This is a genomic window from Burkholderia pyrrocinia (genome assembly GCF_022809715.1).
GTDB classification, from domain to species: Bacteria; Pseudomonadota; Gammaproteobacteria; order Burkholderiales; family Burkholderiaceae; genus Burkholderia; species Burkholderia pyrrocinia_C.
In genome coordinates this window covers 3020195-3044926 of record NZ_CP094459.1, presented here as the reverse complement: position 1 = coordinate 3044926, position 24732 = coordinate 3020195, and the positions used below count along the sequence as shown (strand labels likewise).

Sequence of the window (24732 nt, the reverse complement as noted above, 5' to 3'; positions counted from 1 at the left end):
CAAAAGCCATCGTTTGCCTTTTCGCATGTCACTTCACCAGCAGTCTTCCGAGCGCCTTGCCGACCGGATCGTCGACATCCCATTCCTCGGCCTTTTTCCGGAGAACGGGGATGCCCGAATCGAAAGCCTGCCCCCACGTCTTTCCTTCGCTCCATTCCTGGATGTTCGGACGCATCCCGATCTTGACGAGATCCGTGACCGGCAGGTCCGCCAATCCTCCGTCGAGGTACGCCATCGGGTGCGTCTTGAACGCGAACTCCTTGAATTTTTCGTTGTTCATTTCCAGTTCGAATTGCGGCCAGGTCATATCGACCCCGCCGTTTCCCGGTGTCGGGCTGGCCATCTGGATCGTATTGCCCATCATGTTCTGGTTCAGGCCGTCTTCCATGTTGGCCTGGAGCAGCTTGCGCGCCTTGTTCAACCACGCTTTCCCCTGGGCGGACAGTCGCGGGAGGAGGTTGGCGCCGTAGTCGGAGCAATAGTAGTAGCCGTAGCTGATGTAGTAATCGGGCGGTTTATGTCCGCATCCGATATGACGCATCATGAAGTTTCCATGCCGCGACCAGTCGGAATCCGAACTGCCGGGCTCGATCAGTTGCTCGCGCCGATGCAGGAGGCGGTGCGCTACATCGGAGTCGGTCCACGGATCCCACGAGAGGGCGAAGCCCTTGATGGTCGACCAAATGCTCGACATGCTGACCTTTTCAACCGTTTCCAGATAGGCGCCGTGAAGCGGTCGATAGTAGAACGGACAGGTGCCGACGATCCATTTCGGCGCCGGCGTTACATGCTTGTCGCAGATATTGATCTCCACCTTCGGCCGATCCTTGTACCCCGTCGGCGTCAGCATCCCCGAGCCGGTGCCGAGCACCTTTTCCTGTTGTCCGTCAGCCATTCGATTTCCCTAGAAACTTGACGACGACGTCATGCGGCACGTGGCTCTGTGTGAGCCCCGTCTCTCCCGCCGCGTTGGTGACGCCTTCCGAAAGCAGCTTGCCGTTCGAGAACATCTGGTACCGCGTGTTTGCGACCGGAATGTCGGTGCCGGCCCAGTGCGCGATGAACGCCTGATCGTAGTTGCCGGTCGAGTTAGGCAGCGTCGGCATGGTTTGCGACAGGTGCGTGGGGCCGCTGAACGCATGCTGCGCACCCTTGATGTCGATCTTGCCGGGCGCATGCACTTCGATGTTGCCGTTCGCGATGCGGATGTAGGCGCCGCCGGACGTCAGCAGGATTTCCTTCGCCGCGGCGCCTTCGATCGACTCGGTGACCGCCATCAGCTTCAGCGCCTTCTGCGCGGTCAGCTCGATGTTGTCCGCGTGCGCCTGGACTTCGACCTTGCCCTTGCCGGCGAACAGTTTCATCCCCGCGTTCTGCGCGAACAGGCTGATCCGGTCGAGGACGCTCGCGATCAGCGACTTTCCGGCGGCGACGTGCGTGCTTTGCCCGCTGACGAGATTGATGTGACGGTCCGCGGCAAGCTGCGTGGACTGCTGCGTGGACATCCCGATGCCGGCCGGGCTGCCGAACAGCATCACGGGCTCCTTGAACGCATTGGCGCTGCCGGTTCCGCCGCCGGCGGTTCGGCCGCCCGATGCACTGCCGCTCACGCTGTTCTGCGTCGCGTCGGTGAACTGCTTCAGCGCCGCGTGGCCGGGGTCGAGCGACTCGCCCTGATGCTGTGCGCTGACATCCGACATCGCCTCCATCAGGCCTTCCGCGCGAACGAGTTGCTGTTGCGTTTCCTCGACGTCGAGCGGTTGGCTTGCCGGCCGTTTCGGATGCGTCGTGACGTACAGGCCGCGGTTCGCGCGCACGGCGCCGTATGCGTCGGACCGCAGGTCGAAGCCGCTGCCGAGATAGCTGCCGCGGTTGTTGCCCGAATGGTCGATCAGGTAGCCGAGATGCAGGTGCGCGTTGGTCTGGCTGCTGTACAGGTGCACGCGGTTCTGCGAGGTCGCGTCGTCGAGCACCAACTGGTTGTAGCCGGCGCCCGCGTATTCCTTGGACCGGTATCCGGACAGGATCCCGTTGGTGTGCCACTGCGGGCTCGTTGCGCCGTTGTACAGCTTGCCGACGATGATCGGGCGATCGCAGTCGCCGCCGAGGAAATCGACCAGCACCTCCTCGCCGCTGCGGTGCGGGTGCACGGCGCCGTAGCCGTTGCCCGAATCCGACGTCGCGGCACGCAGCCAGCACGATGCTTTCTCGTCGCCGTCGTTGAGGCGGTCCCAATGGAAGCGGACCTTGACCCGGTTGAGTTCGTCGGTATGGACTTCCTCGCCTTGCGGTGCGACGACGATCGCCGATTGCAGGTGCATCGGCGGTTTCGCGTGTTCGAGCGGGCTGCGGAACGGCACGGTCGTGCGCTGCGCTTCGATGCTGATCCGGAAAAAGCCCTCGCTGCCGTCAGGATGGCGAACGCGCGACGAGTCGGCGCCACCGGCCTGCACGATGCTGCCGACCTCGGCCTGCAGGCTGTGCGGGAAGGCGGCCTGCCCGTCGCCGACGGGCAGGTTGTTGACGATGATCCATGCGGTTTCGATCACGGCGAATTCGCGCTGGCCGGCATCGTCCTTGTCGTGTTCGGGGTGATCCGCGAACTCGAACGTGCGTCCCGCGTCCATGCGCCGCACGCCGCCGACGCCGTGAAAGCGCTTCGCGTGCGACTCCTGCTCCTCCATCCAGATCTTCGACAGATGGTCGCCGCGGGACTGCTCGGGATACGTGTAGGCGCCCGTGTATTCGTAGACTTCGAGCTGCTGCGGCAGGTCGCCCTGGTTCGCGATCGTCGGCGTATGGGTCGCTTTCGGATTCGACGCGGTGGGCGGCTGCTTGTAGTCGAACGTGCGCGTGGTGCGCTCGACGCTTCGCAGCGTACGCGTACCGGAGAACTGGACGAGCGTGTCGGCTTCGTCGCCCGTGCCTGCGTGATGAAAGCGCACGGTTCGCGGCGACAGCGCGGGCAACGCGTCGATGCGGTCGACGATGACGAGCCGATGCGCTTTGCCGTCCTTGTCCTGTTCCCAGAAGCCGTACAGGCCTTCCGATTCCATCAGGCGATGCACGAAATTCCAGTCGTCTTCGTATTGCATGCAGAACGAGCGGGACGGCAGCGGCTGGTAGAGCCTGAAGGTGAAGCGCCCCTTGGCCTGCGGATGCTGGTTCAGCACGTCGGCGATGATGTCGTCCGCGGACCGGTCCTGCCAGATGCGCTGATCGCGGCGGAACTTCAGGAAGTGCAGGAACGACGCAAACACGATCTGATAGTGCGTGACGCCGCTGTCCGATCCGAGCCGGCGGGCGGCATGCACGTAACCATGGTGAGGCGCGTACGATCGGTCGGCCTGCTGGATCCACAGCGTCACCGGCTGCGCGATCAGTTTCTTGAGTTCGAGGCTGTCGGACACCGAGACGGTATCGACGGTGAACTCGAAATGGCGCCCGAGCCGCGATCGTCCGTTGACGCGATGCGGCAGCAGGACGTCGGGGCCGAGCGGCGTATCCAGTTTGACAAGCCGCTCGTGCTGAACCGGTCCGGCCAGCAAGGCGCTTCTTGACGCTTGCGAATTCATCACCAGTGCTCGCTTTTTTGTGTGGGTTCGCACGCTCTCCCGTGCGGAGTCCGGTAATTGTATGAGAAAACCGGTTTTATCTCGAATTTGCAGGCGGGCGGTGCGCTGGCTTCAACCCGCCGCGTCTTCCGCCTTCCAGTCCCCAGACTTCCCGCCGCGCTTCTCCCGCACGCTCACATCGGTGATCACCATCCCGCGATCGACTGCCTTGCACATGTCGTAGACGGTCAGCAGCCCGACCTGCACGGCGGTCAGCGCTTCCATCTCGACGCCGGTCCGGCCGAACGTCTCGACCTGCACGCCGCAGTGGACGCCGGGCAGCGCATCGTCGAGCTCGAAGTCGACGGCCACGCGCGTCAGCGCGAGCGGGTGGCACAGCGGAATGAGGTCGGCCGTGCGCTTTGCGCCCTGGATGGCCGCGATGCGCGCGACGCCGAGCACGTCGCCTTTTTTCGCCTTGCCGTCGCGGATCAGCGCGAACGTGGCCGGCAGCATCCGGATCGTGCCGCGCGCGATCGCGATGCGCCGGGTTTCCTGCTTGCCGCCGACGTCGACCATGTGCGCATGGCCGGCGGCATCGAAATGGGTGAGTCCTGACATGTCTTGCTCCGTCTCAACGGGCGCTTATCATAGCAGCGGCATTCGCGTCGCCGGGGGCGCAGATGACGCATGCGCGGCACGAGACAGTCGCGCATGCGCCGGTACAATGACCCGAATATTCAGACCAAACGCCGCGATGCGCGCCCGGCGCGCGGGACGGCGTCGTTTTCATCCTGCCATGCGTGTCAAACAGTTGCTTGCCGTGTCGCTGTCGGCAGCGCTCGCGCTGCCGCCGAGCGGCCATGCGCAGAGCGCATCCGCGCCGCCGCTCGAGCCGGCGGCCGGCGGCTCCTCGTCGATTTCCACCGTGCCGCCCGGCATCGCGACCGGCGTGTTCGGCACGTACGGCGGTGCGGAGAGCCGGTTTTCGGGCGCGGGTGGCGCGTCGGCGCCGGCCGCGAGCCTGCGCGCGCCGCTGCGCGCACTCGAGCTGCCCGACCTCGGCGACGGCTCCGGCGGTTCGCTGACGCCGCGGGCCGAGCGCCGGCTCGGCGAGCGCGTGATGCGCGAAGTGCGGCGCGATCCCGATTATCTCGACGACTGGCTCGTGCGCGACTACCTGAACGCGATGGCGGCGCGCCTCGCAGCCGCGGCGGCCGCGCGCTACATCGGCGGCTACACGCCGGACTTCGACCTGTTCCCGGTGCGCGATCCGCAGATCAACGCGTTCTCGATGCCGGGCGGCTTCATCGGGATCAACAGCGGGCTCGTGGTCACGACGCAGACGGAATCGGAGCTTGCGTCGGTGGTCGGCCACGAGATGGGCCACGTGCTGCAGCGGCACATCGCGCGGATGATCGGCGCGAGCGAGAAGAGTGGCTACACGGCGCTCGCGACGATGCTGCTCGGCGTGCTGGCCGGCGTGCTCGCGAGAAGCGGCGATCTCGGCAGCGCGATCGCGATGGGCGGGCAGGCGTATGCGGTGGACAACCAGCTGCGCTTCTCGCGTTCGGCCGAGCGCGAGGCCGATCGCGTCGGCTTCCAGCTGCTCGCGGGCGCGGGCTACGACCCGTACGGGATGCCGGGTTTCTTCGAGCGGCTCGAACGCGCGTCGATGGGCGATGCGGGCGTGCCGGCCTATGCGCGCACGCACCCGCTGACCGGCGAGCGGATCGCCGACATGGAGGATCGCGCGCGTCGCGCGCCGTACCGGCAGCCGCGTCAGTCGACCGAGTACGGATTCGTGCGCGCGCGGCTGCGCGTCCTGCAGAACCGCGCGCCGACCGACATCTCGGCCGAGGCGCACCGGATGCAGCTCGAGATCGACGATCGCACGGCGCCGAACGTCGCGGCGAACTGGTACGGTATCGCGCTCGCGAACACGCTGCTCGGCCAGTACGACGCGGCGGACAAGGCGCTCGCTTCGGCGCGCGGCGCGTTCGATGCGCGTGAGCGGCGCGAGGACGACCCGGCAACGAGTTCGCCGAGCCTCGACGTGCTGGCCGCCGACATCGCGCGCCGTGCGGGCCGGACCGACGACGCGGTGCGGCTCGCGGCGCTCGCGCAGCGGCGCTGGCCGGCGTCGCACGCGGCGATCGTCGCGCACCTGCAGGCGCTGATCGCCGCCCGCCGCTTTGCCGAAGCGCAGGCGCTTGCACGCGCGCAGGCGCAGGCCGATCCCGAGCAGCCGGACTGGTGGGACTACCTCGCGAAGGCGAGCGACGGCAAGGGCGACGTGCTCGCGCGGCGCCGCGCGCTCGCGGAGAAACTTGCACTCGATGGCGCATGGCCGTCGGCGATCCGCCAGTTGAAGGAAGCGCGCGATGCGAAGGACGTGTCGTTCTACGAGCAGTCGATCATCGGCGCGCGGCTGCTGGAATTCGAGGCGCGCTACAAGGAAGAGCGCGACGACGAGAAGAACGGCCGCGGGTAGCGGCCGGCGCGCGGCGAACGCGGGAAGGGCGGGTGCGGGTCAGTTGCCGTTGTCGGCCGCGTCGCGTGCCTGTCGCGCCGGACTCGCGACGTAGCCGAACCGCGCGGGCACGTCCGCGCAGACGATTGCGCCGAGCGGCAGCGCGCGGCCGTCACGCCAGCGCAGCACGGGCGGCGCGGCGTCGAAATCCGCGTGATCGGCGAACAGCCCGAGATCGTGGTCGTGCAGCGCCGCGATGCGCGGCGGCGCGCCTGCATCGCGAAACAGCACGCCGCCCCCATCGTCGAGCCATGCTTCGTCCGGTTCGAACGCGGCGCCCGTCTGGTCGGTGAGCGTGAGCTGTCCGTCGCGCTCGGCGAGCCGCACGACCCACGGCGTATAGGCGAGCTCGACGTACACGCGCTGCGGCCCGTTCTGGAAGAACCACCGGCCCCGCGCGTCGCATTCGTAGTTGCGGCCGATGAACGCGTTCAGCGCCGCATGCCGGATCGGCGAGCCGAGCTCGCCGGCCGCCTGCGCCGCGTCGTCGCGCAGCCGCCATTCGCCGCGCCGGTCGAGCAGCAGCCAGCCGGTGCAGTGCGGCACGTTCGGCCATTTTGCGAGCGCCTGCCTGACGATGTCATCCATGGTCGACGAATTTCGAGCAATAGCCGAACACCCGCGCCGACAGCCAGTCGAGGCGGCCGGGGAACGGCCCGGTCATGAATCCCGCGTGCCCGCCGGTCTCGGGCTGGTCGAGCTCGACGGCCGGCGATACGTCGGCCGGGCCCGGCAGTGCCGATTCGGGCAGGAACGGGTCGTTGCGGGCGTTGAGGATCAGCGTCGGCACGTCGATCGCGGGCAGCAGCGGCCGCGTTGTCGCCTTCGTCCAGTAGTCGTCGGCGTTCGCGAAACCGTGCAGCGGCGCGGTCACGGCCTCGTCGAAGTCGCGCATCGTCACGGCCTGCAGCATCGCGTCGCGGTCGAACAGCCCCGGGTACTGGTCGAGCTTCGCGAGCGCCTTGCGCTTGAGCGTCTTCAGGAAGCTGCGCGTATAGACCATCGCGAACCCCTGCGACAGCGCGCGGCCGCCCGCATGCACGTCGATCGGCGTCGAGATCGCGGCGGCCGCCCGCAGGATCGACGTGTCGCTGCGATGCTCGCCGAGCCAGTGCAGCAGCACGTTGCCGCCGAGCGACACGCCGGCCGCGATCAGCGGCCCGCGATGCTGCGCGGCGAGCCGGCGCAGGATCCAGTCGACCTCGGCGCTATCGGCGAGATGGTAGAAGCGCGGCTGGCGGTTGATCTCGCCGCTGCAGCTGCGAAAGTGCGGCACGACGGCGTGCCAGCCCTTCGCGCGTGCGGCGGCCATCATCTCGAGCGCGTAGTGCGAGCCGGAACTGCCTTCGAGGCCGTGGAACAGCACGAACAGCGGCGCATCGGGCGGCGGCGCCGCACTGTCGAGATGGGCGACCCAGTCGAGATCGATGAAGTCGTGATCGGGGGTTTCCCATCGCTCTCGTCGGTAGGCGACGGCCGGTCGTCGCGCGAACAGCGCGGGCACGATGGTTTGCGCATGGCTGTTCGGCAGCCAGCGTGGTGCGCGATAGCGCAGTGTGTCGTCGTCCGGGGCCGGAGCCCCGGCGAGCGGCGAGGTGGGCGGAGAAGCCGTACTCATGATCGCCCCGCGTATGCGTTGCTTCGTCTTTTCGTCAGTGCAGCGGGCCCTGCCCATGACGGATCTTCGCGGCGAACTGCCCGGCCGCTTGTTCGGGAATCGGGCTCGCGTGGATGTGCGCGATGCGCCACTCGCCGCGTTCGTGGATCATCACGTACGTGGCGAAAACCATGTCGGGTTCGGCCGTCAGGTCGGCCTGCTGATGCGCTTCGGCGATCGTGTAGACGACCGTGCCGAGGCTGTCGTAGACGCGGATGTCGAGCGGTTCGATCGTCACCGGGCGCGTCGCGAGCCGGTTGGCGAGCCCGCTGCGGATCTGGTCGAGGCCGTGCAGATGCTCGCCGTCCGCCCACACGCAGCTGGCGAAATCCTCGTCGATCCACAACGCCAGCAGCGCGTCGAGATTGGCATCGGCGACGGCCTGGTAGTAGGCGTTCAGCGTATCGGCAGCGGCTTCGAAGAGGCGGGCAAAACGTGGCATCGGGGTTGTCTCTCGCGCGCGTCGCGCGCCGTATTCAGCACGGCGGCCCGGATGGGGCCGCCGCACACCGGTGAATCGGATTGCCCGGCGCGTCGTGCGACGCTGCCGGCCAGGGTCAGCGCTGCCCGACGAGCATGCCGCGCAAATCGCCGAATACCTGCTCGGGACCGAGTTCGCGCAGGCACTTCAGGTGGCCGAGCGGGCACTCGCGTTCGAAGCAGGGACTGCATTCGAGATGCAGCCATTGTACCTTCGCCAGGTCCGACAGCGGAGGGGTGTGGCGCGGATCGGTCGATCCGTACAGCGCGACGAGCGGCCGGCGCAGCGCGGCGGCGACGTGCATCAGCCCCGAATCGTTGGTGACGACCGCGTTCGCGCGCGCGATCAGCGCGCATGCCTCGGACAGCGACGTCTGCCCGCACAGGTTGCGCACGTTCGGCGCATGGTCGGCGATCGCCTGCGCGGCCGCGGCGTCCTTCTGCGAGCCGAGCGCGACGATCTGCGTGTACGGGAACGACTGGTGCACGATCGTCGCGAGCGACGCGAAGTGCTCGGGCGGCCAGCGCTTGGCCGGGCCGTATTCGGCGCCCGGGCAGAACACGACGAGCGGCTTGCGTGTATCGAGATTGAAACGCGCGGAAACCCGCGCCGTCTCGTTCAGGTCGGCGTCGAGGCGCGGCGCGGGCAGCGTCTTCATCGATTCGGGCAGCTTCGCGCCCGGCGCGTACGCGAGCGCCGCGTAGTGGGTCGTCATCGGCGGCCGCTCGCCCGACTTGGTCGGATTCGCGTGCCGCACGTTCAACAGCCCGTAGCGGTGCTCGCCCGTGTAGCCGATCCGCAGCGGGATGTTCGCGAGCCACGGGATCACCGCGGACTTCAGCGAATTCGGCAGCACGTACGCCGCGTCGTAGCCGACGTCGCGCAGGTCGCTCGCGAGCTGCCAGCGGCGCAGCAGCTGCAGCTTGCCGTGCGCGAGATCGGTCGCGTAGACATCGTGGATCTCGGGCATCCGCTCGAGCACGGGCGCGACCCACGAGGGCGCGACCGCATCAATCGCGATGCGGGGATGGAGCTTCTTCAGCAGCGCAAAAAGCGGCTGCGCCATCAATGCGTCACCGATCCAGTTCGGTGCGATAACCAGCGCTCGACGCATCAGGTGGACTTCCGATGTCGTAATGAAGCACGGCGCGCGGGCGCCGCGTTCGGGTTGCCAGAATGGAGAACGGCGGCGCGCCGGGCATCCGGCTGCGCCGCCTCGCGAGCGGCGGGCCCGCGGGCCCGGCCGCCCGGGCTCAGTGGCCCTTGACGACCTCGCCGTCGCGCAGCTTGTAGCGCGTGCCGCAGTACGGGCAGCGCGCCTCGCCGTGCGAGACGTCGATGAACACGCGCGGGTGCGCGCTCCAGCGCGCCATGGCCGGGTTCGGGCAGTAGGCGGGAAGATCCTTGGCCGTCAGCTCGACCAGCGGCATTTCCTTGATTTCACTCATGAGACTTTCTCTTATCACTCTTTTGTGGGGGCGGTCGGTGGCGCGGCGCGCTCAGACCTTCGTCAGCCAGTGCGCGTACTTCGCGTTCTTGCCCGACACGATATCGAAAAACGCCGACTGGAGCTTTTCCGTGACGGGGCCGCGCGCGCCGCTGCCGATCGTGCGGTTGTCGAGCTCGCGGATCGGCGTGACTTCGGCGGCCGTGCCGGTGAAGAACGCCTCGTCGGCCGTATAGACCTCGTCGCGCGTGATGCGCTTCTCGATCACCTCGATGCCGGCGTCCTTCGCGAGCGTGATGACCGTGTCGCGCGTGATGCCGTCGAGGCACGACGACAGGTCGGGCGTATACAGCTTGCCGTTGTTCACGAGGAAGAAGTTCTCGCCGGAGCCTTCCGACACGTAGCCGTCGACGTCGAGCAGCAGCGCTTCGTCGTAGCCGTCGGCCGTCGCTTCCTGGTTTGCCAGGATCGAGTTCACGTACCAGCCCGACGCCTTCGCGCGCACCATCGACACGTTCACGTGGTGGCGCGTGAACGACGACGTCTTCACGCGGATACCCTTCGCGAGGCCTTCCTCGCCGAGGTACGCGCCCCACGGCCACGCGGCGATCGCGACGTGGATCGTGTTGCCCTTCGCCGACACGCCGAGCTTTTCCGAGCCGACCCAGATGATCGGGCGCAGGTAGCACGATTCGAGCTTGTTCTCGCGCACGACTTCGAGTTGCGCGGCTTCGAGCGTTTCCCGGTCGAACGGCACGTCCATCTGGAAGATCTTCGCCGAATTCAGCAGACGTTTCGTGTGCTCGCGCAGGCGGAAGATCGCGGTGCTGCCGTCGGCCGTCTTGTACGCGCGCACGCCCTCGAAGACGCCCATGCCGTAGTGCAGCGTATGGGTCAGGACGTGGATCTTGGCGTCGCGCCAGTCGATCAGCTTGCCGTCCATCCAGATCTTGCCGTCGCGGTCGGCCATTGACATAGGATTCTCCTGGGATGCGGTTGTATGCAGCGTTGAGCCGGAAAGACGCTTATTTTAGCGTCATTTGGCGACGATCCGGTCGGTCGGCGCGGGGCCGGCGCTATAATCGCCCGGTACCGATTCCAATAACGACGGGTCGTGCCGGCAGGAGGCGCCGGCGTCCCGACGAACCGCCCGCTGCGGCCCGCTTTCCCATGCTCGCTCGATTGTCCGCCACCGACCGTTTCGCGCTGATCCAGGGCGCGCGCGACTATTCCCCGACACTGATGGCGATCCTGTCCTGGGGGCTCGTCACCGGCATCGCGATGAGCAAGTCGGTGATGACGCTCGGGCAGGCGAGCGCGATGTCGCTGCTCGTCTATGCAGGCTCGTCGCAGCTCGCGGTGCTGCCGCTCCTCGCCGCGAAGCTGCCGATCTGGACCGTGCTGCTCACGGCCGCAATGGTCAACACGCGCTTCGTGATCTTCAGCGCCGGGCTTGCTCCCCATTTTTCCTACCTGCCGCTGTGGCGGCGCCTCGCGATCGGCTATTTCAACGGCGACGTGATCTACCTGCTGTTCCAGAAACAGGGCTTCGCAAACGGCCACGTGCCGGGCAAGGAAGCGTATTTCTGGGGGATGGCGCTCGCGAGCTGGGCGTCGTGGCAGGTGTCGTCGCTCGCCGGCATCCTGCTCGCGAGCTTCTTTCCCGCGAGCTGGGGGCTGGAACTGGCCGGCACGCTCGCGCTGATCCCGATCATGGTGTCGGCGGTCGCGAACCGCTCGACGCTCGCGGCCGTCGCGGTCGCGGGGATCGTGTCGCTGGTCGCGTTCGACCTGCCGTACCGGCTCGCGCTGCCGCTCGCGGTGCTCGCCGCGCTCGCGGCCGGCAGCACGGCCGATTTCTTCGTCGAACGGGCCGACTGGCGGCGCATCCGCACCGAAACCGTGCACGAGAAGGAGATCGAATGAGCGCGACCGAGATATGGATCGTCATCATCGGAATGACGATCGTCACGGCCGTCACGCGCGCGCTGTTCCTGATCGGCGGCGAGCGCACCGTGCTGCCCGAACGCGCGCAGCGCGCGCTGCGCTACGCACCGGCGGCCGCGCTGGTCGCCGTCGTGCTGCCCGACGTGCTCGAAACGCCGGCCGGGCTGTCGTTCGCGCTGTCCAACCATCCGTTCTACGCGGCGCTCGCCGGCCTCGGCTGGTTCTTGTGGCGGCGCAGCATGCTCGGCACGATCGTCGTCGGGATGCTCGTATTCACCGCGCTGCGCATGATTTTCTGATGGGCCGCCGTTCCGGCCCGCGGGGCGTCGGCCGCTCGTGCGCGTGGATTGCTGCGCTGCGGCAATGGAGCCGTTGCCGCGCGCGATCCCAAATAGGCGGAATTCGCCGCCGCACGGGTCAGTCTGCCGGGTGGATCGGCTAGAATGCCCGTTCGAGATTTTTTACCCGTGCGCGTCATGCGAACCGCCAGCCACGGCCGCATCCGGCGCCCTTTCGCGGCAGCCCGCGCACGTCCAGCGTGAACCCCCTTTCCCCATCCACTACTTCAATCTGTCCAACATGAGCCAAGTCAAGCGTCTTACCGACCTGATCGCCGCCGGCCAGCTCGCCGGCAAGCGGGTGTTCATCCGCGCCGACCTGAACGTCCCGCAGGACGATCACGGCAACATCACCGAAGACACGCGCGTGCGCGCGTCCGTGCCGGCCATCCAGGCCGCGCTCGACGCCGGCGCGGCCGTGATGGTCACGTCGCACCTCGGCCGTCCGACCGAAGGCGAATTCAAGCCGGAAGATTCGCTCGCGCCGGTCGCGAAGCGCCTCGCCGAGCTGCTCGGCCGCGACGTGCCGCTCGTGTCGAACTGGGTCGAGAACGGCGTGAACGTCGCACCGGGCCAGGTCGTGCTGCTCGAGAACTGCCGCGTGAACAAGGGCGAGAAGAAGAATTCGGACGAGCTCGCGCAAAAGATGGCGAAGCTCTGCGACGTGTACGTGAACGACGCGTTCGGCACCGCGCACCGCGCGGAAGCGACCACGCACGGGATCGCGAAGTATGCGCCGGTCGCGTGCGCGGGCCCGCTGCTGGCCGCCGAACTCGACGCGCTCGGCAAGGCGCTCGGCAACCCGGCGCGCCCGCTGGTGGCGATCGTCGCCGGCTCGAAGGTGTCGACCAAGCTGACGATCCTGAAGTCGCTGGCCGGCAAGGTCGACCAACTGATCGTCGGCGGCGGCATCGCGAACACGTTCATGCTCGCGGCCGGTCTGCCGATCGGCAAGTCGCTCGCGGAAGCCGACCTCGTCAACGAGGCGAAGGCGATCATCGACGAAGCGCGCGAGCGCGGCGCGTCGGTGCCGATCCCGACCGACGTCGTGACGGCCAAGGAATTCTCGCCGACGGCCGCGGCCACGGTGAAGCAGGTCGCCGACATCGAAGCGGACGACATGATCCTCGACATCGGCCCCGATACGGCCAAGGCGCTCGCGAGCCAGCTCGAGAAGGCAGGCACGATCGTGTGGAACGGCCCGGTCGGCGTGTTCGAGTTCGACCAGTTCGGCAACGGCACCAAGACACTCGCCGAAGCGATCGCCAAATCGTCCGCGTTCTCGATCGCGGGCGGCGGCGACACGCTCGCGGCCATCGCGAAGTACGGCATCCACGACCAGGTCAGCTACATCTCGACGGGCGGCGGCGCCTTCCTCGAGTTCCTCGAGGGGAAGAAGCTGCCGGCGGTGGAAGTGCTCGAAACGCGGGCGGCCTGAGCGTGGCGGCGCGCGCAGGGGTGACGAAGGCCGCGCGCTCCGCGAAAGCGGAGCAGCCGGCCGGCGCGGGCAAGCGCAAACGCGCGCCCGCGCGGGCGAACTCCACCCCGCGCGCACCGGCGGCCGCTGGCGACGCGGCCATGCAGCACCACGAGATTCAGAACAAAGCGATGCCGGGCGCAAGCACCGGCACGCCCTCCGGAACGGCCGCCGCTGGGCCCGCCGTGTCCGGCTCTCGCAGCGTTTCACCCAGCGCATCCACCTTGATCCAGATGAGGAGTTTCATGCAGCGCGCCACCAAGATAGTCGCCACGATCGGCCCGGCTTCCAGTTCGCCGGAGATTCTGCTGCAGATGATGCAGGCGGGCCTCGACGTCGTGCGGCTCAATTTTTCGCACGGCACGGCCGACGATCACCGCCAGCGCGCCGAGATGGTGCGCGAGGCCGCCCGCAAGGTCGGCCGCGAGATTGCGATCATGGCCGATCTCCAGGGTCCGAAGATCCGCGTCGGCAAGTTTGAGAACGGCAAGACGACGCTCGCGCCCGGTCAGCCGTTCATCCTCGACGCGGCCTGCGAGCTCGGCAACGACGAGCGGGTCGGCCTCGACTACAAGGAACTGCCGCGCGACCTGAAGCCGGGCGACCTGCTGCTGCTGAACGACGGCCTGATCGTGCTGACCGTCGAGCGCGTGCTCGGCGACGAGATCCACACGATCGTCAAGGTGGGCGGCGAGCTGTCGAACAACAAGGGGATCAACCGCCAGGGCGGCGGCCTGTCGGCGCCCGCGCTGACCGCGAAGGACATGGAAGACATCCGCACCGCGATGTCGCTCGGCGCGGACCTGGTGGCGGTGTCGTTCCCGAAGAACGCGACCGACATGGAAATGGCGCGCCAGCTCGCGAACATCGCGGGCGCGCCGTACGGCATCAAGCCGAAGATGATTGCGAAGATCGAGCGCGCGGAAGCGATTCCGGCGCTGCAGAGCATTCTCGACGCGTCCGACGGCATCATGGTCGCGCGCGGCGACCTCGCGGTGGAAGTGGGCAACGCGGCCGTGCCGGCGCTGCAGAAGCGGATGATCCGGATGGCGCGCGAGTCGAACAAGCTCGTGATCACCGCGACGCAGATGATGGAATCGATGATCTACGCGCCGGTGCCGACCCGCGCGGAAGTGTCGGACGTCGCGAACGCGGTGCTCGACGGTACCGACGCGGTGATGCTGTCGGCCGAGACGGCCGCCGGCAAGTACCCGGTCGTCACGATCGAGACGATGGCGGCCGTGTGCGTCGAGGCGGAAAAGTCGGAACACGTCGAGCTGGACAAGGATTTCCTCGACCGCACGTTCACGCGGATCGATCAGTCGATCGCGATGGGCGCGCTGTTCACCGCGTACCACCTGGGCGCGAAGGCGATCATCGCGCTGACCGAATCGGGCGCGACCGCGCTGTGGATGTCGCGTCACTACACGCACGTGCCGATCTTCGCGCTGACGCCGCGCGTCGGCAGCGAGCGCACGATGGCGCTGTACCGCAACGTGACGCCGCTGCACGTCGACTTCAACAGCGACCGCGACTCGGCGCTGCAGGCGGCGCTCGAGCTCGTCGTCAAGCAGGGCTACGTGCAGCACGGCGACATGGTCGTGCTGACCGTCGGCGAACCGATGGGGCAGGCGGGCGGCACCAACACGCTGAAGATCGTGCGCGTCGGCGAGCACTATTGAGTCGAGCGTTCGCCGGGCACCTGGCCGGCGACCCGGGTCGATCGAATTCGATCCGGCACCGTTTTTCACGCGAAAGCCGCGCGGGGTCCGAAGCCCCGCGCGGCTTTTTTTCTCTTTTTTGCCCGCATTGTGCCGTGCGAACGTAACAAATTGCGAGCGGGCGCCAACGGGCGGTCGGAATCGGAGGCGCTTCGCGATAAAATGCGGCTATTCGACGCTCAGCCGCGCCGCGCCGCCCCGGTTCGAACGAGGGCGGGTGCCGCGCCGGCGTCAGGGCGCACCGGTTTTCATTCAAGGAGTTCCACAATGCCTCTCGTATCAATGCGTCAATTGCTGGATCACGCGGCAGAGCACGGTTACGGCCTGCCGGCCTTCAACGTGAACAACCTGGAGCAGGTCCAGGCGATCATGGCGGCAGCGGACCAGGTCGGCGCGCCCGTGATCATGCAGGCATCGGCCGGCGCGCGTAAGTACGCGGGCGAGCCGTTCCTGCGCCACCTGATCGAAGCGGCGGTCGAGTCGTATCCACACATCCCGGTCGTGATGCACCAGGATCACGGCCAGTCGCCGGCGGTCTGCATGGGCGCGATCCGCAGCGGCTTCACGAGCGTGATGATGGACGGTTCGCTCGAAGCCGACGGCAAGACGGTCGCGTCGTACGAGTACAACGTCGACGTGTCGCGCAAGGTCGTCGAGATGGCGCACTCGATCGGCGTGACGGTCGAAGCCGAACTCGGCGTGCTCGGCTCGCTCGAGACGATGAAGGGCGACAAGGAAGACGGCCACGGCGCGGAAGGCACGATGACCCGCGAGCAGCTGCTGACCGATCCGGAGCAGGCGGCCGATTTCGTGAAGCTCACGCAGTGCGATGCGCTCGCGATCGCGATCGGTACGTCGCACGGCGCCTACAAGTTCTCGAAGAAGCCGACGGGCGACATCCTGTCGATCCAGCGCATCAAGGAAATCCACGCGCGCATCCCGAACACGCACCTCGTGATGCATGGTTCGTCGTCGGTGCCGCAAGAGCTGCTGGAAGAAATCCGCCAGTTCGGCGGCGACATGAAGGAAACCTACGGCGTGCCGGTCGAGGAAATCCAGGAAGGCATCAAGCACGGCGTGCGCAAGATCAACATCGACACCGACCTGCGTCTCGCGATCACCGGCGCGATCCGCCGCTACCTGTTCGAGAACCCGGGCAAGTTCGATCCGCGCGACTACCTGAAGCCCGCGCGCGAAGCGGCGAAGCAGGTCTGCGTCGACCGCTACCTCGCATTCGGCTGCGAAGGCCAGGCCGCGAAGATCAAGCCGGTGTCGCTCGACAAGATCGCCGAGCAGTACAAGTCCGGCGCGCTTGCGCAGGTCGTGCGCTGAGACTGTAGTACGATTGCCCCGCCCGATTCTTCCGCAAGGCAGGGGCGGGCAGCCAGGCCGGATGTGATCCGGCCCCAGGCAGCCGTTCCGTCCGGCCGAACGAGGGCCGGCCGGCAACCGCCCGGGCACCGCCCGGCCGGTTCGCCGACGTATTGCAAGACCGCCGTTCCCGCCTGCCGCGGGGAACGGCGTTTCCCTTTTTGTTTGGCTCCTTATCTGCGAAAAGACGATGTCTACCCTTTACGAATCCACGCTCCGCTCGCTGCCGCTCCTCGGTCGCGGCAAGGTCCGCGATAACTACGCGGTCGGCAACGACAAGCTCCTGATCGTCACGACCGACCGCCTGTCGGCATTCGACGTGGTGATGGGCGAGCCGATTCCGAACAAGGGCCGCGTGCTGAACCAGATGGCGAACTTCTGGTTCGACAAGCTCGCGCACATCGTGCCGAACCACCTGACGGGCGACGCGCCGGAAGCGGTCGTCGCGGCCGACGAGGTCGAGCAGGTGACGGGCCGCGGCGTGGTCGTCAAGCGCCTCGAGCCGATCATGATCGAAGCGGTCGTGCGCGGCTACCTGGCCGGCAGCGGCTGGAAGGAATACCAGGCGTCGGGCGCCGTGTGCGGCGTGCAGCTGCCGGAAGGCCTGCAGAACGCGCAGAAGCTGCCCGAGCCGATCTTCACGCCGGCCGCGAAGGCCGAGATGGGCGAGCACGACGAGAACATCACGTTCGAGGAAACCGAGCGCCGCATCGGCACCGAGCTGGCCGCGACGATCCGCGACATCTCGATCCGCCTGTACAAGGAAGCGGCCGACTACGCGGCGACGCGCGGCATCATCATCGCCGATACGAAGTTCGAATTCGGCCTCGACAACCACGGCAAGCTGTACCTGATGGACGAAGTGCTGACGGCAGATTCGTCGCGCTTCTGGCCGGCCGACCAGTACCAGGTCGGCACGAACCCGCCGTCGTTCGACAAGCAGTTCGTGCGCGACTGGCTCGAGGCGCAGCCGTGGGGCAAGACGGCGCCGGCGCCGGCGCTGCCGGCCGACGTCGTCGAGAAAACGGCCGCGAAGTACCAGGAAGCGCTCGAGCGCATCACCGGCCAGTCGCTCGCCTGAGCAGCAAGGAAATGACGAAATGAGCGAAGTCCAGACTGCCCACACGCACAGCGCGCCGCTCGTCGGCGTGCTGATGGGTTCGAGTTCCGACTGGGACGTGATGAAGCACGCGGTAGCGATCCTGCAGGAATTCGGCGTGCCGTACGAAGCGAAGGTGGTGTCCGCGCACCGGATGCCCGACGAGATGTTCGACTATGCGGAGAAGGCGCGCGAGCGCGGGCTGCGCGCGATCATCGCGGGCGCCGGCGGCGCCGCGCACCTGCCCGGCATGCTGGCCGCGAAAACCACGGTGCCGGTGCTCGGCGTGCCGGTCGCGAGCAAGTATCTGAAGGGTGTCGATTCGCTGCACTCGATCGTGCAGATGCCGAAGGGCGTGCCCGTCGCGACGTTCGCGATCGGCGAGGCCGGCGCCGCGAATGCCGCGCTGTTCGCGGTGTCGATCCTGTCCGGCACGTCGGTCGACTACGCGAACCGGCTCGCCGCGTTCCGCGTGCGCCAGAACGAAGCCGCGCACGCGATGGTGCTGCCGCCGCTGGAATGACGGCGCGCCGGCGGCCGCGCGTCGCGGTTGCCTGACTCTCCCCACTGCGGCGGGCAGCGCCCGCCGCGACCGACCACTGACATGACCGCAACTCCTGATTCCGTTTCCCCGATCCTGCCCGGCGCGTGGCTGGGCATGGTCGGCGGTGGCCAGCTCGGCCGCATGTTCTGCTTTGCCGCCCAGGCGATGGGCTATCGCGTCGCCGTGCTCGATCCCGATCCGACGAGCCCCGCCGGCGCGGTCGCCGACCGCCACCTGCGCGCGGCCTACGACGACGAAGCCGCGCTCGCCGAGCTGGCCGACCTGTGCGACGCGGTGTCGACGGAGTTCGAGAACGTGCCGGCCGCGAGCCTCGATTTCCTCGCGCGCACGACCTTTGTCGCGCCGGCCGGCCGCTGCGTCGCGGTCGCGCAGGACCGGATCGCGGAGAAGCGCTTCATCGAGGCGTCTGGCGTACCGGTCGCGCCGCACGTCGTGATCGAATCGTCGGCGGCGCTCGCCGCGCTCGACGATGCCGTGCTCGACGCGGTGCTGCCGGGCATCCTGAAGACGGCACGCCTCGGCTACGACGGCAAGGGCCAGGTGCGCGTGCGTACCGCGCAGGAAGCGCGCGACGCCCATGCGGCGCTCGGCGGCGTGCCGTGCGTGCTCGAGAAGCGCCTGCCGCTGAAATACGAAGTGTCGGCGCTGATCGCGCGCGGCGCGGACGGCCGCTCGGCCGCGTTCCCGCTCGCGCAGAACGCGCACCACAACGGCATCCTCGCGCTGACGGTGGTGCCCGCGCCGGCCGCCGATGCCGCGCGCGTCGAAGAGGCGCAGCAGGCGGCCGTGCGGATCGCCGATACGCTCGGCTACGTCGGCGTGCTGTGCGTCGAGTTCTTCGTGCTGGAAGACGGTTCGTTCGTCGCGAACGAGATGGCGCCGCGCCCGCACAACTCCGGCCACTACACGGTCGATGCGTGTGCAACGAGCCAGTTCGAGCAGCAGGTGCGCGCGATGACGCGCATGCCGCTCGGCAACCCGCGCCAGCATTCGCCGGCCGCGATGCTGAACATCCTTGGCGACGTGTGGTTCCCGAACGGTGCCGCGGCCGATGCCGTCACGCCGCCGTGGGACACGGTCGCGGCGATGCCGGCTGCGCACCTGCACCTGTACGGCAAGGAAGACGCGCGCGTTGGTCGCAAGATGGGGCACGTGAACTTCACGGCCCCGACGCGCGACGAAGCCGTTGCCGCGGCTACCGCGTGCGCGCAGCTGCTGCGCGTGCCGCTCGACTGAGGCGCCAGCCGATGTCCATCGATCTCCCGAACTCCGTGACGCCCGCGCAGATCGACGCGGCCGCCGCGCTGCTCGACGCGGGGCAACTCGTCGCGTTCCCGACCGAAACCGTCTACGGGCTCGGCGGCGACGCGGCGAATCCCGAAGCCGTCGCGCGCATCTATGCGGCGAAAGGGCGGCCGGCGAACCATCCGGTGATCGTGCACCTGCCGCCCGGCGGCGATCCGGGTTACTGGGCCGACGACCTGCCGGCCGATGCGCGGAAGCTGATCGATGCGTTCTGGCCCGGCCCGCTGACGCTGATCCTGAAGCGCCATGCGCGCATTCCGGACGCCGTGAGCGGCGGCCAGGATTCGGTCGGGCTGCGCTGCCCGTCGCATCCGGTCGCGCAGGCGCTGCTGGCCGCGTTCAGCGCGCGGCGCGGCGGCCACGGCGGCGTGGCCGCGCCGTCCGCGAACCGGTTCGGCCATGTGAGCCCGACGACCGCGCAGCACGTACGCGACGAATTCGGCGACACCGTGCATGTGCTCGACGGCGGCGCGTCCGAAGTCGGCATCGAATCGACGATCCTCGATCTGTCGCGCGGCTTCCCGGCGCTGCTGCGCCCGGGCCACGTGACGCCGCAGCAGATCGCCGACGTGCTCGGCCGCGCGCCGCGGCTGCCGGACGGCAGCGACGCGACCGCGCCGCGCGCGTCGGGCACGCTGAAGGCCCATTACGCGCCGCGCACGCCGCTCGCGCTGCTGCCGTTCGATGCGCTCGAGCCGCTGCTCGCGGCCGCGCAAACCGACGGCGAGCGCGTCGCGCTCGTCGCGCGCGCGTCGCGCGCGGGGCGCTGGGCGCAGGCCGACGGCGTGCATTTCATCGCCGCGCCGGAAGATCCGCAGGCCTACGCGCGCGACCTGTACGGGATGTTGCGTGCGCTCGACCGCGCGCAGGTCGCGCGCATTCTCGTCGAGAAGCTGCCCGACACCGTCGAATGGATTGCCGTCAACGATCGTCTCGGCCGTGCCGCGGCCGCGTTCGAAGCGCGCGACTGACGACCGGCGCAAGCCTCGGCCCATGAATGACAAACGCCCGACCGGCGAACCGGTCGGGCGTTTTTTTTGGGGAGATCGCGCCGGCCGCGCGTTGCGCGTGCCGGCCGGCGGCGGTCCGTTTATATGCCGCTTACTTGCCGACGCCCGAAGCCGCGATCTGCTTTTCCACGAACTGCGCGAACAGCGCGTGCAGGCGCGTCGTCGGGTGGACCGTGTCGGCGAACATGTAGGTCTGGTCCGCGTTCGGGACCGTGTAGGTCTGCGGCGAGCAGAACAGCGACGAGCCGAATGCGGTCGCGTTCGCGACGCCGAACTGCGTCGCGGCCTGGACCATCGCCTTCAGGTTGCACGCGGTGTCGGTGTTCGACACGTTGAAGCCGTTCGCCTGGTAGTTGGCCGCGATGCCGTCCTGCCACGTGAACGTGTCGAGCAGCGCGACCTTCGTCGTGTCGACCTTCAGCGCGGCCAGCGTGCCGGCGAGCGTCTTGTTGAACAGCCCCGACAGTTGCGTGAACGCGGCCTGCGTGCCGCCCTGCAGCGCGAGCGGCGTGCCGCCGATGTCCGGCACGTTCGACACGAACACGTGCGTTGCGCCTGCCGCGACGATCTGCTGGACGATCCCGCCGAGCTGCTGCGCGGCCAGGCCGATCGCCTGCGCTGCTGCGAGTTGCGCGGCCGGCGTGTTGCCTTGCGCCTGCGCGACCTGCGCCTGGTAGAAGATGTCGTTCGCGCCGCCGTTGACCAGCACGATCTGGCCTGCGTTGAAGCTGCCGTGCTGCGTCAGGTACTGCTTGACCTGGTCGGCGATCGGCGTCGTGGTCGCTTGCGCGAAGTCGGCGTTCGGCACGCTCGCGTCAGCATGGCCGATGCCCGGCTGCAGCGTCACGCGCGAGCCGCCCTGCGCGTAGCCGAGGCCGCCGGTGGCCTGCAGCGGAATGCCGAAGCCGCCCTGGTTCGCGGGCTGCAGCGTGTCGCCGTAGTACTGCGCGACGTTCTGCGTCCACACCTGGCCGGGGTTGGTCGTGAAGCGGCCGCCGCCGAAGCCGAGCTTGATCTGCGAATAGGTGCCGGCGTCGGACAGGCTGTCGCCGAACGACACGATCTGCATCTTCACGCCGGAAGGCGGCGTGTTCGACGCGCTGCTGCTGTTGTTGTCGTCACCGCCGCCGCACGCGGCGAGCAGCGCGAGCGCGGCGCCCGCGATCGCGACCTGCGCGGTGCGCAGCAGGCGTTGCCGGATATGCGACGGGAATTGTTGTTGTGACTGCATCGTTCGATCTCCTCGTAGATATGGCCTGATGTGTTTCTCATCTGCCGCGTGCCTGCTCGGAACCGGGCTGCGCGGCGGCCGTTGGCTGAAACGGTTATTGGTCGCGCGCAGCCGCAAGCGGCACGGTGCGCGGGTCCTGGTTCGCGGCCTCGACAACCTGCGCATGATAAGCGCTCGCCCATTCGGGCGGGCCGAAAATCGCGCGCAGCTTGTTGCGCCATCCGTCGACGCGCAACGCGTCGGCCGCCATCGACACCCACTCGTGAAACGTCGCGACGAGCGGGTTGTTCGAGCCGAGCCGCTCGACGATCCCATACTGCGGCGGGTCGTCCGGCGTTTCCTCGACATAGCTGCCGAACAGTCGATCCCAGATCACCAGGACGCCTGCGTAATTGCGGTCGATGTAGCGCGGGTTGCGCGCATGGTGCGCACGGTGGATCGACGGCGTGTTGAACACGTACTCGAGCCAGCCGAGCTTGCCGATCGCCTGCGTGTGCACGAAGAACTGGAACGCGAGGTTGATCAGCACGATGCCGACGACCTGTTGCGGCGGAAAGCCGGCGAACGCGAGCGGCAGCCAGAACACCCACATGCCCGCGACGGGGTACATCAGGCTCTGGCGGAACGCGGTCGAGAAATTCATCCGCTCGGACGAGTGGTGCACGACGTGCGCGGCCCACAGCCAGCGCACGCGATGGCTCGCGCGATGGAACACGTAGTAGAGGAAGTCCTGCGCGACGAACAGCACCGCGAACGACAGCCAGCCGTCGTGCCACGTGAACAGGCGATAGTGCCGGTAGCAGTACGCATAGACGGGGATCACGAAGAGCCACGCGATCTTGTCCGCGCCCTGGTGCATCAGCGCGAGCGCCGCATTGCACAGCGTGTCGCGCCACGCATAGACATGGTCCTGCGCACGTGTGCGGGCGAGGTGCCAGGCTTCCCACGCGATGCAGAGCAGGAAGACGGGCGCCAGCGCGAGCAGAAGCAATTCGACGTCGAATCGCATGGGCGTGTCTCCTCCTTTCCCCTGCAAGCCGTGAGGCCGGGCGCGTGGCCCGTTGTAGATATCGGTCAGGCCAACAGCCTACGCAATCGCCACGCGCTAGGCGAGGGGGCAGCGTAGAGGGTTCCCTCTGAGGACAGGGTTTCTACGGAAACCGCGCGGCGCGAGGCCGGGCGGTGCGGCCCCGTTTTACGGGCACGGCTGGCGTGCGATGCGTCGCGCATCGGTGGCGGTGGCCGTTTCAAACCGCGAACGGCGGGACTCCGTATGCGAGGCGGCGGCGGGCCGCACGGGCTGCCCGCCAAGGCTGCCCGATGCGCGGTGCCGCCTCGTGGCCGTCGTGCGTCGACCGAGGGGCGGGGATGCGCCGCGTCGCGGCGCGCGAGCCGTCAGTGCGCGCCCGCGTAGATCCATTCGAGCAGCGTGTCGTGCGCGGCGCGCGCGCCTTCCGCCTGGTCGTTGTTGATGAAGCTGACGACGACGTAGCTCTGGCCGTCGGCGCCGGCGACGTAGCCGGCGATCGCGCGCACGTCGCGCAGCGTGCCGGTCTTGATGTGCGCGTTGCCGAGCACGCCGGCGTTGGTGAGGCGGTTCTTCATCGTGCCGTCGATGCCGGCGATCGGCAGCGAATCGACGAACGCCTGCGCGACCGGGCTCGCGTTCGCTGCCTGCAGCAGCGCGGCGAGCGACAGCGCGCTCACGTGCTCTTCGCGCGACAGCCCCGAGCCGTTTTCGAGCGCGAGGTCCGGCATCGCGATGCCGTTCTTCTGCAGGAACGCCTGGATCGCGCGGCTCGACTGCTCGGGCGTCGCGGGCGGCTTGCCGCTGACCGCGCCGATCGTCAGGAACAGGTTGCGCGCCATCACGTTGTTGCTGAACTTGTTGATGTCGTAGACGATGCTGCCGAGCACCGGGCTGTGATGCACGGCGACCGGCCGCGCGGTGGTCGGCACCTTGCCTTCGCTCACGGGCCCCGCGATCGTGCCGCCGTCCTGCCGCCACAGCGCGAGGAAGCCGCGCGCGAAGAACGTCGTGTGATCGAGGATCGCGAGGTTGGTGGTGCGCGCGCCGCAGCGCAGCGGATAGTCGCCGGCGAACGACGCCGTCATCATCCCGGCGCCGGCCGTCAGCGTCGGGCGCGCGGCCGCGGCGGCCGCGCTGCACGAGCCCGTGCCTTCGACCAGCTGGTTGTCGATCGACAGGTCCGCGAGCGGCGGCAGCACGTCGACGGCCACCTTGCCGTCGTCGCCCGGCGTGACCGTGAACGACACGGCCTTGAACGCGTACAGCAGCGGATCGGGGCCGACGTTGTACGGCGCGCTCACGTCGTCGTCGAACGACGGCAGGTCGCGCGTCGATGCCGCGAAATAGCTCTTGTCGAGCACGAGGCCGCCGGCCACGCGCTTGATGCCGGCCTTGCGGATCTTGTCGACGAGGTCGATCAGTTCTTCGGGCACGAGCTTCGGATCGCCGGTGCCCTTGATGTACAGGTTGCCCTGCAGCGTGCCGTCGGGGTCGACCGTGCCGTCCGTATAGGCGGTCGTGCGCCAGCGGAAGTCGGGGCCGAGGATCGACAGGCCCGAGAAGGTCGTGACGAGCTTCATCGTCGACGCCGGCAGCATCGGCCGGCTCGCATTCCACGCGATCAGCGGTTCCGGGTCGCCGACGCGTTCGACGACTACGCTCATCGCCGACGCCGGCACCTTCGCGCGCTGCAGCGCGACGAGCACGGATGCCGGCAGGCCGGCCGCACGCGCGGCGGGCGACACGACGGCGGTCTTGCGCGCTTCCTTGTGGAATTTCTTGCGGGCTTGCGCGGGCGGCGCGAAGGCCAGCGCGGTGCAGGTGGCGATGACGGCGGCTGCGCGCAGGCAGGCTTGAGCGCGGGGGGCGAACCGGGCGGAAAGGGCGGAAATCGGCATGGACGAATACGGGTAAGCAGGGGCTCGGGCGGCGCGTGCGTCGCGCGCAAGCGCACATTGTAGAGACA

The 24732-nt window shown here is 68.2% G+C and carries 23 protein-coding genes; 10 read left to right on the top strand and 13 right to left on the bottom strand.

Annotated features, from left to right (window positions below; all coding sequences use genetic code 11):
- Window positions 1–28: 28 nt before the first annotated feature.
- From MRS60_RS14075 to moaC, 3 genes are all read right to left on the bottom strand, one after another.
- Window positions 29–895, bottom strand: a complete 867-nt coding sequence (locus MRS60_RS14075) for a hypothetical protein (RefSeq protein ID WP_105390029.1) — start codon at window positions 893–895, stop codon at window positions 29–31.
- Entirely contained in the window at window positions 888–3575 is a 2688-nt protein-coding gene (locus MRS60_RS14070) for a type VI secretion system Vgr family protein (RefSeq protein ID WP_243564864.1), read from the bottom strand. The genes MRS60_RS14075 and MRS60_RS14070 overlap by 8 nt, the downstream gene beginning before the upstream one ends.
- A 111-nt stretch (window positions 3576–3686) precedes the next feature.
- The gene (gene moaC / locus MRS60_RS14065) at window positions 3687–4175 is read right to left on the bottom strand and encodes a cyclic pyranopterin monophosphate synthase MoaC (protein ID WP_034178925.1); all 489 of its coding nucleotides are present in this window, start codon (window positions 4173–4175) and stop codon (window positions 3687–3689) included.
- A gap of 178 nt (window positions 4176–4353) precedes the next feature.
- On the opposite strand from moaC, the gene MRS60_RS14060 reads away from it, so the two are divergent.
- Complete coding sequence (locus MRS60_RS14060) at window positions 4354–6048, top strand: M48 family metalloprotease (protein ID WP_243564863.1); 1695 nt, start codon at window positions 4354–4356, stop codon at window positions 6046–6048.
- A gap of 39 nt (window positions 6049–6087) precedes the next feature.
- Here MRS60_RS14060 and MRS60_RS14055 read toward each other — a convergent pair whose 3' ends face one another.
- The 6 genes from MRS60_RS14055 to MRS60_RS14030 form a co-directional block, all read right to left on the bottom strand.
- Entirely contained in the window at window positions 6088–6675 is a 588-nt protein-coding gene (locus MRS60_RS14055; protein ID WP_175748927.1) for a DUF2946 family protein, read from the bottom strand.
- Window positions 6668–7705, bottom strand: coding sequence for a hydrolase (locus MRS60_RS14050; RefSeq protein ID WP_243564862.1), 1038 nt, complete (start codon window positions 7703–7705; stop codon window positions 6668–6670). Before MRS60_RS14050 ends, MRS60_RS14055 begins: the two co-directional genes overlap by 8 nt.
- A 34-nt stretch (window positions 7706–7739) precedes the next feature.
- Entirely contained in the window at window positions 7740–8186 is a 447-nt protein-coding gene (locus MRS60_RS14045) for a nuclear transport factor 2 family protein (protein WP_034178922.1), read from the bottom strand.
- A 115-nt stretch (window positions 8187–8301) separates the two neighbouring features.
- Window positions 8302–9339, bottom strand: a complete 1038-nt coding sequence (gene waaF / locus MRS60_RS14040; protein WP_027785312.1) for a lipopolysaccharide heptosyltransferase II — start codon at window positions 9337–9339, stop codon at window positions 8302–8304.
- 139 nt (window positions 9340–9478) lie between these two features.
- On the bottom strand, window positions 9479–9673 hold the full coding sequence (locus MRS60_RS14035; protein WP_006749970.1) for a zinc-finger domain-containing protein: 195 nt from the start codon (window positions 9671–9673) through the stop codon (window positions 9479–9481).
- A gap of 51 nt (window positions 9674–9724) precedes the next feature.
- A complete protein-coding gene (locus tag MRS60_RS14030; RefSeq protein ID WP_047898927.1) occupies window positions 9725–10648 on the bottom strand; it encodes a branched-chain amino acid transaminase in 924 nt (307 codons plus the stop codon).
- A gap of 194 nt (window positions 10649–10842) precedes the next feature.
- Between MRS60_RS14030 and MRS60_RS14025 the strand changes: the two genes are divergently transcribed.
- The 3 genes from MRS60_RS14025 to MRS60_RS14015 all read left to right on the top strand — a co-directional run bounded on the left by MRS60_RS14025 (window position 10843) and on the right by MRS60_RS14015 (window position 13395).
- Window positions 10843–11598 carry an AzlC family ABC transporter permease gene (locus MRS60_RS14025; RefSeq protein ID WP_034178920.1) on the top strand — a complete coding sequence of 252 codons (756 nt, stop codon included), beginning with the start codon at window positions 10843–10845 and terminating at the stop codon, window positions 11596–11598.
- A complete protein-coding gene (locus tag MRS60_RS14020; protein ID WP_034178919.1) occupies window positions 11595–11918 on the top strand; it encodes an AzlD domain-containing protein in 324 nt (107 codons plus the stop codon). Before MRS60_RS14025 ends, MRS60_RS14020 begins: the two co-directional genes overlap by 4 nt.
- A gap of 280 nt (window positions 11919–12198) precedes the next feature.
- Window positions 12199–13395, top strand: coding sequence for a phosphoglycerate kinase (locus MRS60_RS14015; protein WP_072442751.1), 1197 nt, complete (start codon window positions 12199–12201; stop codon window positions 13393–13395).
- A gap of 157 nt (window positions 13396–13552) precedes the next feature.
- Here the strand turns inward: MRS60_RS14015 and MRS60_RS34955 are convergent, their stop codons facing one another.
- Window positions 13553–13681: a hypothetical protein gene (locus MRS60_RS34955; RefSeq protein ID WP_258170483.1), complete on the bottom strand. Its 129-nt coding sequence runs from the start codon at window positions 13679–13681 to the stop codon at window positions 13553–13555.
- Here MRS60_RS34955 and pyk point away from each other — a divergent pair.
- The 6 genes from pyk to MRS60_RS13985 all read left to right on the top strand — a co-directional run bounded on the left by pyk (window position 13680) and on the right by MRS60_RS13985 (window position 20466).
- The gene (pyk, locus tag MRS60_RS14010; RefSeq protein WP_034178917.1) at window positions 13680–15116 is read left to right on the top strand and encodes a pyruvate kinase; all 1437 of its coding nucleotides are present in this window, start codon (window positions 13680–13682) and stop codon (window positions 15114–15116) included. The genes MRS60_RS34955 and pyk overlap by 2 nt on opposite strands.
- 306 nt (window positions 15117–15422) lie before the next feature.
- Window positions 15423–16487 carry a class II fructose-bisphosphate aldolase gene (gene fba / locus MRS60_RS14005; RefSeq protein ID WP_034178916.1) on the top strand — a complete coding sequence of 355 codons (1065 nt, stop codon included), beginning with the start codon at window positions 15423–15425 and terminating at the stop codon, window positions 16485–16487.
- Window positions 16488–16716: 229 nt separating this feature from the next.
- On the top strand, window positions 16717–17607 hold the full coding sequence (locus tag MRS60_RS14000) for a phosphoribosylaminoimidazolesuccinocarboxamide synthase (protein ID WP_034178915.1): 891 nt from the start codon (window positions 16717–16719) through the stop codon (window positions 17605–17607).
- A gap of 19 nt (window positions 17608–17626) precedes the next feature.
- Entirely contained in the window at window positions 17627–18148 is a 522-nt protein-coding gene (gene purE, locus MRS60_RS13995; RefSeq protein WP_006413303.1) for a 5-(carboxyamino)imidazole ribonucleotide mutase, read from the top strand.
- An 81-nt stretch (window positions 18149–18229) separates the two neighbouring features.
- Window positions 18230–19426, top strand: coding sequence for a 5-(carboxyamino)imidazole ribonucleotide synthase (locus MRS60_RS13990; protein ID WP_034178914.1), 1197 nt, complete (start codon window positions 18230–18232; stop codon window positions 19424–19426).
- Window positions 19427–19437: 11 nt separating this feature from the next.
- Window positions 19438–20466, top strand: a complete 1029-nt coding sequence (locus MRS60_RS13985) for an L-threonylcarbamoyladenylate synthase (protein WP_105390035.1) — start codon at window positions 19438–19440, stop codon at window positions 20464–20466.
- A 130-nt stretch (window positions 20467–20596) separates the two neighbouring features.
- Here MRS60_RS13985 and MRS60_RS13980 read toward each other — a convergent pair whose 3' ends face one another.
- The 3 genes from MRS60_RS13980 to dacB all read right to left on the bottom strand — a co-directional run bounded on the left by MRS60_RS13980 (window position 20597) and on the right by dacB (window position 24664).
- The gene (locus tag MRS60_RS13980) at window positions 20597–21736 is read right to left on the bottom strand and encodes an SGNH/GDSL hydrolase family protein (RefSeq protein ID WP_243564861.1); all 1140 of its coding nucleotides are present in this window, start codon (window positions 21734–21736) and stop codon (window positions 20597–20599) included.
- Window positions 21737–21830: 94 nt separating this feature from the next.
- Window positions 21831–22745 (bottom strand): sterol desaturase family protein, encoded by a 915-nt coding sequence (locus tag MRS60_RS13975; protein WP_034178911.1) that lies wholly within the window; start codon window positions 22743–22745, stop codon window positions 21831–21833.
- A gap of 386 nt (window positions 22746–23131) precedes the next feature.
- Window positions 23132–24664, bottom strand: a complete 1533-nt coding sequence (gene dacB, locus MRS60_RS13970) for a D-alanyl-D-alanine carboxypeptidase/D-alanyl-D-alanine endopeptidase (protein ID WP_217589990.1) — start codon at window positions 24662–24664, stop codon at window positions 23132–23134.
- Window positions 24665–24732: the final 68 nt, after the last annotated feature.